Annotated in this window: 11 protein-coding genes and 1 pseudogene; 4 read left to right on the top strand and 8 right to left on the bottom strand. The window is 56.8% G+C overall.

Features of this window, described 5'->3' with window-relative positions; all coding sequences use genetic code 11:
- Positions 1 to 92: 92 nt before the first annotated feature.
- Positions 93 to 737, bottom strand: coding sequence for a helix-turn-helix domain-containing protein (locus tag C450_RS12100; RefSeq protein WP_005043757.1), 645 nt, complete (start codon positions 735 to 737; stop codon positions 93 to 95).
- A gap of 758 nt (positions 738 to 1,495) precedes the next feature.
- Between C450_RS12100 and C450_RS12095 the strand changes: the two genes are divergently transcribed.
- The 3 genes from C450_RS12095 to C450_RS23225 all read left to right on the top strand — a co-directional run bounded on the left by C450_RS12095 (position 1,496) and on the right by C450_RS23225 (position 3,864).
- Positions 1,496 to 2,779, top strand: coding sequence for a Cdc6/Cdc18 family protein (locus C450_RS12095; RefSeq protein ID WP_005043755.1), 1,284 nt, complete (start codon positions 1,496 to 1,498; stop codon positions 2,777 to 2,779).
- A 213-nt stretch (positions 2,780 to 2,992) separates the two neighbouring features.
- A complete protein-coding gene (locus tag C450_RS23710; protein ID WP_005043754.1) occupies positions 2,993 to 3,148 on the top strand; it encodes a DUF7563 family protein in 156 nt (51 codons plus the stop codon).
- 590 nt (positions 3,149 to 3,738) lie between these two features.
- Positions 3,739 to 3,864 (top strand): hypothetical protein, encoded by a 126-nt coding sequence (locus C450_RS23225; RefSeq protein ID WP_275039280.1) that lies wholly within the window; start codon positions 3,739 to 3,741, stop codon positions 3,862 to 3,864.
- Between the two features lie 24 nt (positions 3,865 to 3,888).
- Here C450_RS23225 and C450_RS12085 read toward each other — a convergent pair whose 3' ends face one another.
- Positions 3,889 to 5,505, bottom strand: a complete 1,617-nt coding sequence (locus C450_RS12085) for a lamin tail domain-containing protein (protein ID WP_005043752.1) — start codon at positions 5,503 to 5,505, stop codon at positions 3,889 to 3,891.
- 329 nt (positions 5,506 to 5,834) lie between these two features.
- On the opposite strand from C450_RS12085, the gene C450_RS12080 reads away from it, so the two are divergent.
- Positions 5,835 to 6,812 carry a mechanosensitive ion channel family protein gene (locus tag C450_RS12080; protein WP_049910175.1) on the top strand — a complete coding sequence of 326 codons (978 nt, stop codon included), beginning with the start codon at positions 5,835 to 5,837 and terminating at the stop codon, positions 6,810 to 6,812.
- A gap of 75 nt (positions 6,813 to 6,887) precedes the next feature.
- Here C450_RS12080 and C450_RS12075 read toward each other — a convergent pair.
- The 6 genes and pseudogenes from C450_RS12075 to C450_RS12050 all read right to left on the bottom strand — a co-directional run bounded on the left by C450_RS12075 (position 6,888) and on the right by C450_RS12050 (position 14,498).
- A pseudogene (locus C450_RS12075) lies at positions 6,888 to 7,921 on the bottom strand (transcription initiation factor IIB).
- Between the two features lie 231 nt (positions 7,922 to 8,152).
- Entirely contained in the window at positions 8,153 to 9,337 is a 1,185-nt protein-coding gene (locus C450_RS12070) for an SPFH domain-containing protein (protein ID WP_005043749.1), read from the bottom strand.
- A 353-nt stretch (positions 9,338 to 9,690) separates the two neighbouring features.
- The gene (locus tag C450_RS12065) at positions 9,691 to 10,425 is read right to left on the bottom strand and encodes a helix-turn-helix domain-containing protein (RefSeq protein ID WP_241430399.1); all 735 of its coding nucleotides are present in this window, start codon (positions 10,423 to 10,425) and stop codon (positions 9,691 to 9,693) included.
- A 668-nt stretch (positions 10,426 to 11,093) separates the two neighbouring features.
- Positions 11,094 to 11,759, bottom strand: coding sequence for a hypothetical protein (locus tag C450_RS12060; RefSeq protein WP_005043746.1), 666 nt, complete (start codon positions 11,757 to 11,759; stop codon positions 11,094 to 11,096).
- A 148-nt stretch (positions 11,760 to 11,907) separates the two neighbouring features.
- Positions 11,908 to 13,701 carry a hypothetical protein gene (locus C450_RS12055; RefSeq protein ID WP_152424494.1) on the bottom strand — a complete coding sequence of 598 codons (1,794 nt, stop codon included), beginning with the start codon at positions 13,699 to 13,701 and terminating at the stop codon, positions 11,908 to 11,910.
- An 8-nt stretch (positions 13,702 to 13,709) separates the two neighbouring features.
- Positions 13,710 to 14,498, bottom strand: coding sequence for an ABC transporter ATP-binding protein (locus C450_RS12050; RefSeq protein WP_005043743.1), 789 nt, complete (start codon positions 14,496 to 14,498; stop codon positions 13,710 to 13,712).
- Positions 14,499 to 14,509 lie beyond the last annotated feature (11 nt).

Below are 14,509 nucleotides of genomic sequence, written 5' to 3'. Positions count from 1 at the left end.
GCAGGTACCATAGTTCGGGGACGACCGAGCCAGCCACAGGTCGATCGCAGATCCGTCTTCACCCCGTGATACCCACCTTCGATCTCGTCGGCTCAATCCTCTATGAGTGCGGTTTCGACGAGCTTGGCGGTCCCACGTCGGAGCCGACCGCCAATAGCTGTCGGTGACAGGTCGAATTCGTCTGCGATCTCGTCAAGAGGTGCCTCACGTGGTTCTTCGAAGTAACCGCTCTCGTAGGCGGTCATCAGCGCTTCGCGCTGGGCCTCGGTCAACGCCGTGGGTTCCCCGCCGTCCCACTCGTCCTGCCGGAACATTTTCTGGAGCGTGAATGAGATGTCCTCGTTATCGCAGTAGTCCGATAGCGCGGCAAGTGCTTCCCTGTGGGGAAACTGGAGTTGGACTGTCCATCCGCGGGTGTTGGTGGTCGCCTTGCGCATCAGTCCGCTGAGCTCACTGGTCTTCGGCGAAATGAGCTTCGTCTCAGGCGAATGGCGGATCCGATAGACGCGGGTTGCCTCCGAGCCCGCCACTAATTCCCACTCCGCGACTGTGTGATCCTCGTTGAGATGGTTATTGAACCCCTTGCTGGCGTTCTCGACGAGGAAGAAGAAGATCCCCGTCTCAGGGTCAGTCCCGGAGTGATGGACAACCCGAATCGTCGTGTCGGAACACTCGCGAATCGTGGGTGCCAACGGCATATCCGAGTGGCCGATGTCGGCGACAGCGATCACGTTCACGATGGATCACCCCTTAGAGTGCGTTGGTGTGTCATAGTCGCGATCGACCTACCGAACGAACAATCGATCGGTGATTGAGCGTCACGCCGACCGAAGCTCGCTCGCATTGGAACGCTGAAACCGGTAGCTGAAACGTGACTTGCCTGCGGGTGGTCGCTGTGGAGACGTACTCTGCCATCCAGTAATCGACGTCTGCTCTCACGATACTGCGAGTAGTTTGTCGACAGTCGGTTAAGCAATTTTGGCCGATACCACGATGTCGAACTCTGATCACTGTTTCTCGCCTCCCGATTTCGGGATGCTATCCTATCGCCGAGAAAATGGAGATAACCTCCACACTCACACAGCGGTTTTCCTGAGTTATCTACTCGAAAATGAGGGCTGAAGTGACAGCAATAGTGCTGGGACAGCAGTTTTCCCGAGTTTAGCATCACTATATCAGGACATTCACTTCGACTGGAATCTGCACCCGCATAATAATACTATTTATTTGTAGTGGTAGTAGTAGTAATTGCTGCTAGCCACATCAGTCCAAACACCCAGAAGACTAACTCACACAATCCATCAGATCTAGAGCATCCAATAATACTAGTAGATAGTTTATATACTATCTGTAGCTATGAACCGCGTCCTTAGAAGAGAAAGAAAACACTGACTGAGGAAAACCGCTGTGTGAGTGACGGGGATCTTTACCGACTAACGAAACTCAAGAAACTCGGGAAAGCTTGATGGGGCTGGATACTACACATCATATCAGAATGTCCGATGCCGATTCCATCTTCGCTGACGACGTTGAACTGATAAAAAACGCCACTGTCCTCGAAGAGGACCATACACCGAAGCAAATCCTCTGTCGTGATGATGTCCTTGATCAGTACACAAGCGTCTTCAAACCTGTTTACAAGGGCCGTCCTCCACAAAATGCGTTCCTCTATGGGGATACGGGTGTCGGAAAAACTGCTGCAACGAAGTATCTCCGAGAAAACCTTGAACAGGACATCGAACGGAAGAACGAGAACGTACCCAAAGAGGAGAAAGTTGCTCTCAACCTCGTCTGGATTAACTGTGAGAACTTCACTACCGGCGATCACAAGACCTCTTCCTATCAAGTCGCCGTTGGGATCGTCAATCGCTTACGGAACAAGGGGAATCGCATTACTGGGACTGGCTATGCTCCCCAGGATGTCTACGATATCATGTATGAGGAGCTCAACAGCCTTGAGGGGACTGTCCTCGTAATCCTGGACGAAGTCGATAAAATCGGAGACGATGATACGCTTCTCTACGAACTTCCGCGTTCCCGAGACATTGGGTACGTTGAGAACATCCGGGTTGGAGTCATCGGTATCAGTAATGACTACACGTTCCGCAAGAACCTCTCTCCAAAAGTGAAAGATAGCCTTTGCGAGACTGAGATCAAATTCTCTGCCTACGACGCTGAGGAGCTTTCAGACATCCTTCGCGCTCGGGCAGACAAGGCTCTCTACGATGATGCTTACGATCAAGAGACGATTTCCCTGTGTTCGGCACTTGCATATCAAGAAGCTTCAGGAAGTGCTCGTCGGGCAATTCGCCTCCTCCGACGGTCGGCAGAGATCGCCGAAGAGAACGGATCTGATCTGATCAGGCCACCACATATTCGTCAAGCGGACAATGACTTAGAATACGGCAACATTGTTGAGTCTATTGTCGATCAAGATGATGAGAAGCTCTACATTCTCAAGGCGCTCGCTCATCTCGATTCAGCCGGGCTGACACCGGCCCGTACCCGCAAAGTACACACTGCCTATTCTCAAGTGGTTCAGACCTACAAATCAGAGAGTGGGCGAGGTCCGCTCACCCAGCGCGGTATGTTCAATCACCTCTCGAAACTAGTGATGTTTGGCTTTGTGCATACGATCGATCGCAACAAAGGTGTTGGTGGGGGACAATGGAACGAGCACGAATTTAGTGATGATGTCACTCCTCAACAGGTGAAGGACGCTTTTGAGAATCATAATCTTGAGTGGATCGAGATGGATCTACGTGGGATTCATGATTAGATACTTTCTTGGAATAAATACATGAAACCAACAGCATCGATTGGTAATATCTCTCACCTTGGTGACTGAATTCCTCGCCAAACCGCATTGCTTCTCCCCTGATCGAGTAGTTGGCATGAATAGAAGATCTCCGACGGAACGAAACGTCTAATTCCATTAAGAATACCTTAACTACATCGATAAAATAAAGTGAGATGAACTTCGTCATCGGTCATGCCTGAGTGCGAGAATTGTGGTGCGTTCGTGACCGATCAGTACGTCCGGGTGTTCGCTCCGACTGGGATGGATACCGTCCGTGTGTGTCCCAAATGTCCCGATATGCTCCGGAGCGATGGCGAGGTCCGGGAAGCCAAATCTCGCAGACAGTAGTGATCGAGGCGACGGTCCGACTCTCTGATAGCTGACTACGGCCCGGGAAAGACGCCGATCACGCCACCAGTCCGGTAGTTCGGTTCTCTCGTGAGATCCTGATCGCTTGACGTGGCGTAATTCTCGTCTGTTTCAACCATAATTCCTTCAACTTCCATGTGATCGATACTGTATCTTGTGGCCGAAGTCGAGAAAGAATGTCCGTGCAAACGTCGAACGATGGGATAGTTGGCGATGTTGCTGGGCTCTCACTCGTCGTCGAAAAGGCTACTATCAGCTTGGAGAGTCACACCTCACGGACCACGATAGTGGGGGTGTCGGCGGCGCTGGTGAGCGCTGTCACGGCTGGCTTCCATGGGAAGAATGGGGCCACAACTTGCCACGGAAACGCATCGTCCCAGCGCGCCCGCCGTGACAGTCTGGTTTGGCTGGCACGCCTTTCGGCAGTCCTGCTTTAACGAGCCTTATGTAACTCACGACGTACCCTACTGATGCGAACCATTACATAAGGCAAAGAAAGAACGTCTCAAACCTCTCGGCCACCGCAAACGGCGAGTAGACTCATATGGTGCGAGACGCAACACCAGACGATGGTCGAATTGGTCTACGAGTGTGTCAAGTGCGAGAATCGCGTCCGCGACGGCGAGGGCAAGCACCCCTCCTCGTTCGCCTGCTCGGAGTGCCGGGGTGTGATGCGACTCGTCGACAGTTCTTAGACTTCTCGCTTGTCGTGGCGGAACTCAGTACTCCCGACTGAGAATCGCATTTCCACTCGTGTCGGTCACCGTCACTTCGTCGCCCGTATTGTTCCAGATCGGTGCCGAAGCGCCCCAGTACAACCCCGTATCGTCGTCGGATCCAGAACCCGTATGGAGTGTCACCGCCTCACCCGGCGACAGCGTCACGCCCTCCGGAAACGCATACTCGTGGCCGGCCTCGTCGTGAACCACCGACCCGGTGAGATCCAGCGTGTCGTTTCCTGGGTTCGTGAACACGAGATACTCGTCGTTCAGATTCTCGTACTCGTCTCCTGCTGCATTGGCGTGGATCTCCGCAAGCGACAATGCTCCCTGATTGCCTGAGTCCGACTCCGGACTGTAGGCATCGAACAGCGGGAACGAGCTGTCGAACACCGTGGTATAGGGAAGCGACGAATCATCGTTCACCTTGTGCGTCGCATCGAATACTTGATCCTCATTAAGTCGGAGATCCGATCCTAGTCGCTCCACGAGGTCATCCAAATTCTCCCGTGCAGTGGCGCTCGCTGTCGCGCTGCCCAGAACCACGACCGCCCCACCGTTGTCTCTGAACTCCGCAAGTAGATCGACTTCAGTATCAGTATATGGGGACGCAGGCGACGAGACGATCATCGCCCGTGCATCGGCGAATCGCGACTTCGTGAACTCGTTGACCTGTTCGAACTCGATCCCATCCTGGCCTTCGAGATATCGCTGGTAGTAGGCGGCCTCCTCGTTGGTGATCGCGTACTCTTCACTGAACTGACTATGACCGCCGTCAATGAGAACCGACCCGGAGCGATCACTCAGGTAATCGATGAGATTCGTGAGAAACACGAAGTTCTCGAAGTTCGCCGTATCCACCTCGAACCCTTCGGCCTTCTCGTATTTTTCGTCGATGAGCAGCCCACCGATCATGCCGGTTCGGGCGTCGGTATCGGTCCCAACCAACGGCATTCGGTCATATTCAACACCGTGGTCGCGATCCTGCAACTCCTGTCGGGCGGTCGCCTCCGCAAACACCGGCACGCGGTCGTCCGCGAGCGCTCCCGAGTCGGTACGGATGCTCGACGGTTTCGGGATGAAGAGATCGGTGACGGGTCGATCGCGGGACTCGGTCGTCGCTTCGGGATTGCTCTCCGCCCATAGTCCAGCGCCGTTTGTGCGAGCTTCGTCTTCGGCCGCCCAGAACTCCGCATGGTGTGTCAGACTGGAGCCGTACACCCGTGCGAGACCCTCCTCGATGAGCGCGCGATTGTAGAGGCGCGCTTGGCCGTCGTCCTCTGTTGGCGTCTCGACGTACATCAACAATCGGTCGTACTCACCGCGTATCGGCTCGTTTTCGTCGAACGAGACAGTAACTGTCGCCCCGGAGAGTTCGGTCTTCGCGTACTCCTTTGCGTTCTCTCCCCACTGGGTGAGATATTCAGAATCTTCGATCCCTTCCCACTCCTGTGGCCGTTCGAACTGACGATTCCTCTCCGTCTCAGGCGCATCGATCCCGATCACCCGGAGCTCTTCGGTCGTCCCGTCTGAAAACTCGACATCCAACGTATCGCCGTCGGTGACGTTCGTGACACTGACTTCGTAGGTTTCGCTCCGGTTGTAGTCGGGTGCCATCGTTCTTCCATTCTATACGGACTGTAAGAAGCATTTGGGAACCCAATAAAGATTTGATAAAAAGGCGCACGAGTGGGATGACCTGGTACGATACTACCCCCGATCTGGGTACTGGTGAAAGCGTTTCGACCTCAGAAGAACGTCTTTAGGTAGACTGAGAAACGATGCCCGACCGTGACGACGGACGAACGATTGAACGTGCCAGCGGTGTCGAGGGCGCGTTTCAGATCGGCAAAACCAACCATTGAAATTGGAAGTGTGACGTCTCCCGATCAGTCCAGCGACCGCGAATCACTCGAACAATGCGGTAACGCAGCAATACACGCCTGATGAATCCTCGTCTATCAGCGTGGCTCTTGCAATCGGGAACACAGACCCCAAACGGGACAGGAGCAAACGTCTCCGAGGTCATCTCGAATCCGAAAGTCGGTCCAGTTGGGGAGTTCCTCCACAGTCTGAATATCCCCTACTACAAGATCCTCGGTGCGATGATCACGTTCGTCATCGCGGTGTTTGTCCTATATTCACTCGGGCGGGCGTTCGTGATCCCGTTCGTCAGTCGGTTGTTGAATCGTCGCGGACTCGATGCCCACGAAAAGAAACCATTGCTCCGTCTGACGAAGCTCTTGGTCGCGTTCGTCGGCATCGGTATCGCGTTTCGAGTCGCTGGCTATACGGGATTGCTCACCTCTATAGCAGCGGTTGGAGCCGCCGCGACGCTCGCGATCGGTTTCGCGCTCCAGGATACCCTTTCGAACTTCGTCGCCGGGGTGTTCATCTACACGGATCGACCATTCCGGATCGGCGATTGGATCGAATGGGATGGTGGATCATACGCCGGCACCGTTGAGGACATCACCTTTCGGGTCACACGAGTACGTACGTTCGATAACGAACTCCTCACCGTACCGAATTCGGTGCTCACAGGAGGCGTCATCAAAAACCCAGTCGCGAAAGACGAACTCCGCCTCCAGTTCACCTTCGGTATCGGCTACGAGGATGACATTGAGACAGCGACCGACATCATCATGGAGGAGGCCGAAAACCACCCGGACATCCTCGACGATCCAGCTCCCACGGTGCGAATGAGTACTGACGGTGCACTCGCCGACTCCTACGTTGGACTCACCTCGCGTTTCTGGATCTCGGATCCTAATCGTGCAGATTACCTGAAAACCCGCGGCGAGTACGTAACCAACGTCAAGCAGCGGTTTGACGAGGCAGGCATCGACATCCCCTACCCGCAGGTCGATCTCTCGGGAGGGATGGGGATTGAGAGCTCACAACGACTCCCCCCACTCGGCTGAGTAACTGTAGCTGGATTCAGGCATGGAGTATCGGCGTGGGCCGTCGGCCAGTGTTTAGCTTCATCTTGTGATCATCTAGTGAATGCCCATTGACTCGATCTGTTCCTGATACCGATTCCGAATAGTGACCTCGGTCACCTGTGCAACGTCGGCGACTTCGCGCTGAGTCTTCTTCTCATTACAGAGCAGTGATGCGGCGTAGATTGCAGCAGCAGCGTACCCCGTCGGCGATTTCCCCGAGAGGAGCCCTTCTGCTGCGCTGGCTTCAATGACCTCGTTAGCTTTGGATTGGACTTCCTCGCTCAGGTCGAGGCTGGAACAAAACCGGGGAACGTATTTCTGTGGATCGACCGGTCGCATTCCGAGTTCGAGTTCGCGGGCAATATAGCGGTAGGTCNGGGAACGTATTTCTGTGGATCGACCGGTCGCATTCCGAGTTCGAGTTCGCGGGCAATATAGCGGTAGGTCCGGCCGATCTCTTTCTGTTCGACACGAGCGACGTGGGTGACTTCTTCCAAGCTGCGGGGGATTCCTTCTTTTCGACAGGCAGCATAGAGAGCGCTGGCGGCCACGGCTTCGATGGAGCGTCCGCGGATCAGGTCCGCGGAGAGCGCCCGCCGGTAGATGACCGAGGCGACCTCCCGAACCGAACGGGGTACACCGAGCGCGCTCGCCATCCGGTCGGTCTCACTGAGTGCAAACTGAAGGTTGCGTTCACCGGCGTCTTTCGTTCGGACCCGTTCCTGCCACTTCCGGAGACGGTTCATCTGTGTCCGTTTTTCCGCTGACAAAGACCGGCCATAGGCGTCTTTGTCCTGCCACCCGATCTGAGTAGTGAGTCCTTTGTCGTGCATCGTTTGGGTGGTCGGCGCGCCAACGCGGGATTTGCTCTGGCGTTCTGCGTGATTGAATGCTCGCCATTCAGGCCCTCGGTCGATGTTATCGTTTTCAAGAATCAGGCCACAATCCTCACAGACGAGCTCTCCTTGATCGGCGCTCTTGATGAGACTGGCCGACTCACACTCGGGACAGGCTTGTTCGTCCTCCGTTTCCTGCGCTAGCTCCTCGGTTTCGGTATTGCGCTCGCGCTGGCGGGTGGGACGCTCCATTATGATTTTACATGATTCATGCGTAAGCCCTTGTCGGGACAAATATAAGAAATGTTATATGAATGACCGGGTTCGAACTGAGGCGTCCGCCACCGTTGACCGTTCTCGTGTAGTGAGAGTCTGGATTCACCCAAGAATCACGAGTCGAAGTCGGAAACAGATGGCGAGTGCTGTCGCCCAGCGTGGTCGGGGAAGAGAGCCGAGGAAGGCCTCAGCGACCGTCAATACGACTCAATTGGGTTCTGATTCGAGTTCCTCGGTTTCGGCGTTGCTCGTGGCGGTCCCATCGCTCGTCGCGCTGCTTCTGTCGGGTTGGTCCATCTCCGCGATGACCTCGTCGGGGTCCTGGATGTTGCCGGTCGCCTCGCCGGTTTTGATGGCTTCTGCTTTCTGTTCCATCGCCTCGATGTCGAGTTCGGCGTCCTCGTCGATTTCGTTGAGAATCTCGTCGATGTCATCGAGCCCGATCAGCTCGCGGGTATCGTCGTCGAAGTCGAGACTCTCCAAGTCGTGGCCGTCCTCGCGGACGTCGCTCCCCGTGAGGTGTTTGCCGTACCGGCCGAGCATCGAAGAGAGCTCTTGGGGCAGGACGAACGTCGTCGATTCGCCCTGGCCGATCGATTCGAGGGTTTCCATCCCCTTGTCGATCACCGCACGCTCACCCATCGATTCGGCGGATTTCGCTCGCAGTACCGTTGAAACCGCGTCACCTTGGGCTTCGAGGATCTGACTCTGCTTTTCACCCTGGGCACGGATGATGTTCGATTGCTTTTGACCTTCAGCACTTTCGACTGCGCTCCGGCGTTCGCCCTGTGCTTCGAGGATCATCGCACGCCGGCTCCGCTCGGCGGAGGTCTGCTGTTCCATCGCCTGCTGGACGTCCGGCGAGGGGTTGACTTCGCGAACCTCGACCGACTCGACTCGAATACCCCATTCGTCGGTCGGCTCGTCGAGTTCCTTGCGGATCCGACCGTTGATCTCTTGGCGCTTACTCAGTGTGTCGTCGAGCTCCATGTCACCCAGCACGGCCCGGAGGGTGGTCTGGGCGAGATTCGAGACCGCACGTGTGTAGTCCTCGACTTCGAGGAACGCTTTCTTCGCGTCCATCACCCTGATGTAGACGACGGCGTCGGCGGTCACGGGCGAGTTATCGCGTGTGATCGCCTCCTGCCGCGGGACGTCCAGGGTCTGGGTCCGCATGTCGAACGTGTAGGTCTTGTTGACGAACGGCGGGACGAAGTTGATGCCGGGTTCGAGCAGCTTGCGGTAGTCGCCGAACACGGTGAGCGCACGCTTCTCGTAGGCGTTGACGATCTCCACTGCGCTGTAGACGGCGATGATCGCGACCGCCAGCACCAGCAGTACCACGATGGCTGGGGCGAGCGTGAGTCCGGTCTGGAGCAGAATGGGTGCCATCAGATTTAAATTTCGGGTGACAGGATCATAAGGCTGCTCCTACATCTCGTATTTCACGGGATTAGCCATCGATACATCGAGATTTCTGCTGAAATGTGAAATATGGGGTTCCTCTGTGGATTCGACCCGTGGTGACAGCCTTGAGAGTCTCAGAAGATGCGGGTTTCGATGCGACCGCTCGGGGTCATTCTCTCACTCCAACAGATTTCCCTCCGAACGCGGGGTGTGGCCGTCCTGATCACGCCGGAGCCCTCCCCCCTGTAAATAAAGGAGTGGCTACCGACGGGGTGGCCGAGAAAGAGTCGCTTCATGACCTAAACGCAGATAGCACTGTCATGTGAATGTGACCGGGTTCAATCAGCTGTTGCATCTTCTTCGATACGTAATGCGTTCTTGGCCATATTCTCGGTTGCACGTCGGAGCCGTTCGGACAGCGCTTGGTGAGAGATGTCGAGTTCGTCGGCGAGGTCCTCTTGAGAGACATCACGCGGAACCTGATAATAGCCGTTCTCGACCGCCATGACGAGCGCGTCTCGTTGCTCGTCGGTGAGTTCAAACCGAGCTTGTTCACGGGCGTCGATACCGTAGATTTGCGTAAGATTGAGCGAATATCCGCTCTCCCGAGCATACTCATCCACCGCCTGAAGCCCCTTTCGCTCAGGAAACAGCACGCGGAGGTACCACTGACCGTTCTTTGCGGTGGCATTCTCGACTGTCGCCCCCTGTTCGACAACCATGTATCCAACAATCCGCGCCTCCTGTGTCCACTCCATCCGATAGAGACACTCCTCCTCGGTATCAGCGAGTAGCTCGACTTCTTCGACAGTTTCGTCGGTTTCGAGCAGTGACGTCAACCCTTCGAACTCCCCCTGCGTTGCTGTGACATATGGCACTACGCTGTCGGTGGCGTTTGCGACAACGCGGTCTACCTCGAATACCATGTTCGGTCGGCGTTCGAGGGTCTCTCGAAGCGCAAATTCAGTAGCTGGGATGCTGAATTCTGCTATCGTCGCCATGGACGCTACCGATCCTGCTTGCTCATTAATGCTGGGTTGGTGACTGTGCAGAGTATACCCACCCGTACGCAACCAAGACACCCCGTACTCCGATTACCGTCCACGCCGTCGCGTGACAAACGCGCTACAGTGCTCGCTGCCGCATCCACCCCCGCCGCGGCGCTGGCAGGATAAGAATTAGTAGGCGGCTTGCTTCGAATGCTGTTCTGGATTGATATGGTCGTGTCGGTGTTTTCCTACACTAACGAGGTCTGATTTTTTTCTTCAGGTAGCGGGTGTAAAAGACCGTACCAGAGACGGTACCCAATTATGCCGAGGAGGCTGCCAATAGTGCGACTGTACTGGAATGAGTTTGGATCTGAAGCGTACCGCTTGATGAGCCTGCCCTGTACTACTCCACGAAAGGAGAAGAGGATACCTCGCCACCGATTTGTTCGGATTTGAAATACGTCACGGTCGGATAGCCAGCGTTCGATAGTGCCATCTATTGCTCCAGCTGCCAGAGCAGGTAGTGACAATCGAGGTGGATCGATCTCATCTAATTCTTCCATCTCGTCGGCGTACTTGGATGGAAGCTTCCAGAGATAGATGCAGACAGGCAGTGATATTGTGCTCATGACGAGTTCTGCGAGGGCACGGGTTCGTCGCTGGACCATACGCTTACTTCGACGTACGGTGACAACTTGTATATTGGTGGCCGTATCGGGGTCGTCTCAACTACGGCACCGTAGGACTGAGGATTAGGTGTTTGCGGCTATCCGGCTGAATGGGCGGAGAATTCGTCGGGGAAGCCAGCGGAGAAATCTGGCAGCAGGCTCCAGCCGCCCCCATCGAGACGGGTTCGCACGATATCGGCGTCCTGTTTGTTCTACACGTCCTTTGCTAACCAGAAAGTCGAGGGCTGATTCAGTGCGTGACTCGGTGAGGCCAAGATCAGCAGCAAGTTCTGCGGGCGTTTGTGGCTCGCCGACGGTTCTGAGTCGTTGATAGACGCTGTTCAGCGTCTGCATTCGGAGCATCACTTCATTCGCCTGATCGTCGAGGCCTGAGACGTACTCATGCGTCGTCTGGTGCGGCTCATATCTGACTGTCGTTGCGCCATCGAACACGAACCAACATCCAACAAGGGCCAAGAGACCCCCGACCCACATCCCGCCGAGAACGGCTAGGTATGCGCCAGCAATGACGACAGTTGTCCCGTATACAAGCAGGTTCGTTCCATCGGGCAGATCGTACCTTCCGTCAGCGATATCGTGTCCCACTACCCCACCAACCAAGATAACCAGGGGAATGATGGACTGTAACGTCATTTCAGTGAACACAAGGAGTACAGCGAGGACAGCAACTGTCCCAACACCCTCTCGGAAGTGACTGTTTTCCCAGAGACGAGGATTCCGCTGCGCCATGATTAGTTCCACATCCTAAAGCCACATAAACCATCTAGTTCACAATGATTTGATCGATGCACGCTGGCGTTCCCACTTCCGTGACGGATCACTCTCACGGCCTCCAATGGGGCCGGAGGTCGGTCGGAATGCGTATGGAACTGATCACTCATTGTTGTATCCCCTGATCGATCGTATATCCCTCGTATGTCCGAACGACACGACGAGTAGCAAGCAAAGCCACACCAGCTGCGAGCAGTGCCGTTACACCTGCGCCGATAGCCGGGGCACTTGGCGTCGTTTCGATCGCTCCAGCGAGATCCGTCAGTAGTCCCGGCGCTTGTGCAATCACGTCCGGGAGCCCACTCAGTAGTGCCGTCCCGAGTCCGCCCAGTGCGCGGGGAATCACCGGCACTTGGGCGACGACACCGGGTATGCCGATCGCGAGGAGGCCGATCGTATAGACCAGAAACGCCACGATACTCGGTCTGACCGCCGACCGGTTGCGCGTGATCCGTGATTCCTCGAATTTCGGGTACAGCGTGCCGATGCCCGCCGCGAGGACGCTCGCACCAGCACATAGAATCGCACCGAGCACGGCGAGCGCGGCGATTTCGATCATGCCGAGTGGACTCAGGACTCCAAGCCCTATCGTCGCCACGACCGTTATCGGGACACCCGGTGTGACCCCCGAAAGGACCATTCCAGCGAGATACGTCCGTCCGGACACGCCCGACGTGAGCGTCAGCGGCAATACCGCCCCTTCGTCGCCGAGCGGGTTGAGTGCGAACGCCGCGCCAGTCATCCACGCCCCACAGGCTGCAATATACAGCACCAGCCACTCTGGCACCTGGCCTGCGTTGAGGAGTGGTCCGATCTGGAAGCCGACGAGCAAGAGTGGGTAGGCGGCGTACCAGAGTTTCAGTGGTGCGCGACGTGCTCGCAGCCAGTTTTTCTGCGCGATTCGCAACACCGGCCAGGAGACGACGCCGCCGAACACTCGTTCCGAGAGCGGAGGCGTTCGACTCGTCGTCGTGGGTGCCTCTCCGCCAGCGCTTGTCCCTCGCGCAGACGATCCGTTCGCGCTCGTCGACGTTCCATCGGCGTCATCGTCGCTTGGCTGGACTGGATCAGCATACCAGAGCCGCTCGGCGAGGACGGTCGAGAGTCCAACGAGCAGTGGAACGCCGATCAGGACCGTTCCGATGCCACCCGCGGCGCGGAGGGTATTGGCGCTGACGCTGGGTGCGCCTATGAAGCCGAGATCGACGAGCCAGCCGATCGGTGAAGCTTCGAGCACACCGATTACCGGTGCGAGCGCTGAATTGAGTGAGTTGGAGGAGACGACAGCGAAATACGCGACGAACACGAGAACACCGATGATACTCTTGTATCTGGCGAGGAACGACGATCGGGCGAACGCGAGTTTCACCACAAGTCCGATGGGGTAGCCGAGAGCGAGCCCGCCGATGATGAGCGCGAACACCGCCGCGATGATCGGCACGACACTCACCGGCGCGCTCGCGCCGGTTGCAAATGCAGTGGCGACAGCGAGCGTCGGCAGGGTTGCCACCCCGAGAAACAGAACACATTCGGTGAGGAGGAGACCCGCGACCGCGTCGCGATGTGGGACAGCCGTCAGGATCCCCGCGGAGCGATCGATAGTCCCGCTGCCCTGTACGGTCCGCGACCCCGCCACGAACGCGACGAATAGCATGACGCCGCTGACACCAGCGCGAAGAAGGCTCAGCGGAAGATCGATCGAACCGGTACGTAGCCCCTCGCCGAGTGTGTGCGCGAAGAATGTTACCGCCCCTCCAACCGGAAGGACGAAAAACAGCCCGGCGAAGGCCAGAATTGCGAATTGCCATCTGGAATACTCGCCGAGTGCGCGGCGTTTGCGCCGGAGTTCGGTCTGGGCGATCAATCGAGCGTGCGTCGATGAGGGGAGAGTTCGTGACATCGGTCGATTCACTCCGTTCGACCCGCGGGCTCGGTTTCAGCTCCGCGTTCATCGTAGGCCTCGTCGGTAGTGACGTCGAGAAACACGTCTTCGAGTGTCCCCTCTTCGCCCGTTTCCATGCGCTCTTTCAGTGCGTCGGGCGGACCCTCGGTGACCAACTCCCCATCGTAGAGGATGCCGACCTCGGTGGCGAGTTCTTCGACGACCGGCAGGATGTGCGTCGAGAGGAACACGGTGGTGTCGCCGGCGGCGAGCTCGGCGATGGTTTCTCGCACTGTGCGCGCAGCCCGTGGGTCGAGTCCCGACGTCGGCTCGTCGAGAACGACCACCTCGGGCCGGTGCATCAACGCCTGGATCAGCCCGGTTTTCTGCTTCATGCCCTTCGAGTACGTCGAGATACGGTCGTCGGCGTCAGTGGTCAGGTCGAAGCGGTCGAGAAGCGTACCGATGCGCTCCTCGATCTCTGACGGGTCCATGTCGCGGAGGCCGCCGTGATATTCGAGCTGCTCGCGGGCAGTGAGTTCGTCGTACAGCGGCGGCTCTTCGGGCAGATAGCCGATGTGTGGGACCACTGCCTGCCGGTCGGTGATCGACTCGCCCACGATCTGTGCCGTGCCGCTGGTCGGCGTTATCAGAGTCGTGAGCATCCGTATGGTGGTTGTTTTGCCAGCGCCGTTCGGGCCGAGGAAGCCATAGATCGCGCCACTCGGGATGGCGAGATCGAGGTCGTCGACGGCGGTTGTGCTACCGTACTGTTTCGTGAGTGCGTCCGTACTGATCGAGAGTGCGTCGTTCATTGGTTGTGTCG

The organism is Halococcus salifodinae DSM 8989 (genome assembly GCF_000336935.1).
GTDB classification, from domain to species: domain Archaea; phylum Halobacteriota; class Halobacteria; order Halobacteriales; family Halococcaceae; genus Halococcus; species Halococcus salifodinae.
Note: the sequence above shows the minus strand (reverse complement) of the source record. Positions and strands in the feature narration are given on the sequence as shown.

Coding starts and splice junctions, on each gene's coding strand:
- C450_RS12080 (WP_049910175.1), top strand. CDS start 5,835: ATGAATCCTCGTCTATCAGCGTGGCTCTTGCAATCGGGAACACAGACC.
- C450_RS23710 (WP_005043754.1), top strand. CDS start 2,993: ATGCCTGAGTGCGAGAATTGTGGTGCGTTCGTGACCGATCAGTACGTC.
- C450_RS12060 (WP_005043746.1), bottom strand. CDS start 11,759: ATGGCGCAGCGGAATCCTCGTCTCTGGGAAAACAGTCACTTCCGAGAG.
- C450_RS12050 (WP_005043743.1), bottom strand. CDS start 14,498: ATGAACGACGCACTCTCGATCAGTACGGACGCACTCACGAAACAGTAC.
- C450_RS12095 (WP_005043755.1), top strand. CDS start 1,496: ATGTCCGATGCCGATTCCATCTTCGCTGACGACGTTGAACTGATAAAA.
- C450_RS12070 (WP_005043749.1), bottom strand. CDS start 9,337: ATGGCACCCATTCTGCTCCAGACCGGACTCACGCTCGCCCCAGCCATC.
- C450_RS12055 (WP_152424494.1), bottom strand. CDS start 13,701: ATGTCACGAACTCTCCCCTCATCGACGCACGCTCGATTGATCGCCCAG.
- C450_RS12085 (WP_005043752.1), bottom strand. CDS start 5,505: ATGGCACCCGACTACAACCGGAGCGAAACCTACGAAGTCAGTGTCACG.
- C450_RS23225 (WP_275039280.1), top strand. CDS start 3,739: ATGGTCGAATTGGTCTACGAGTGTGTCAAGTGCGAGAATCGCGTCCGC.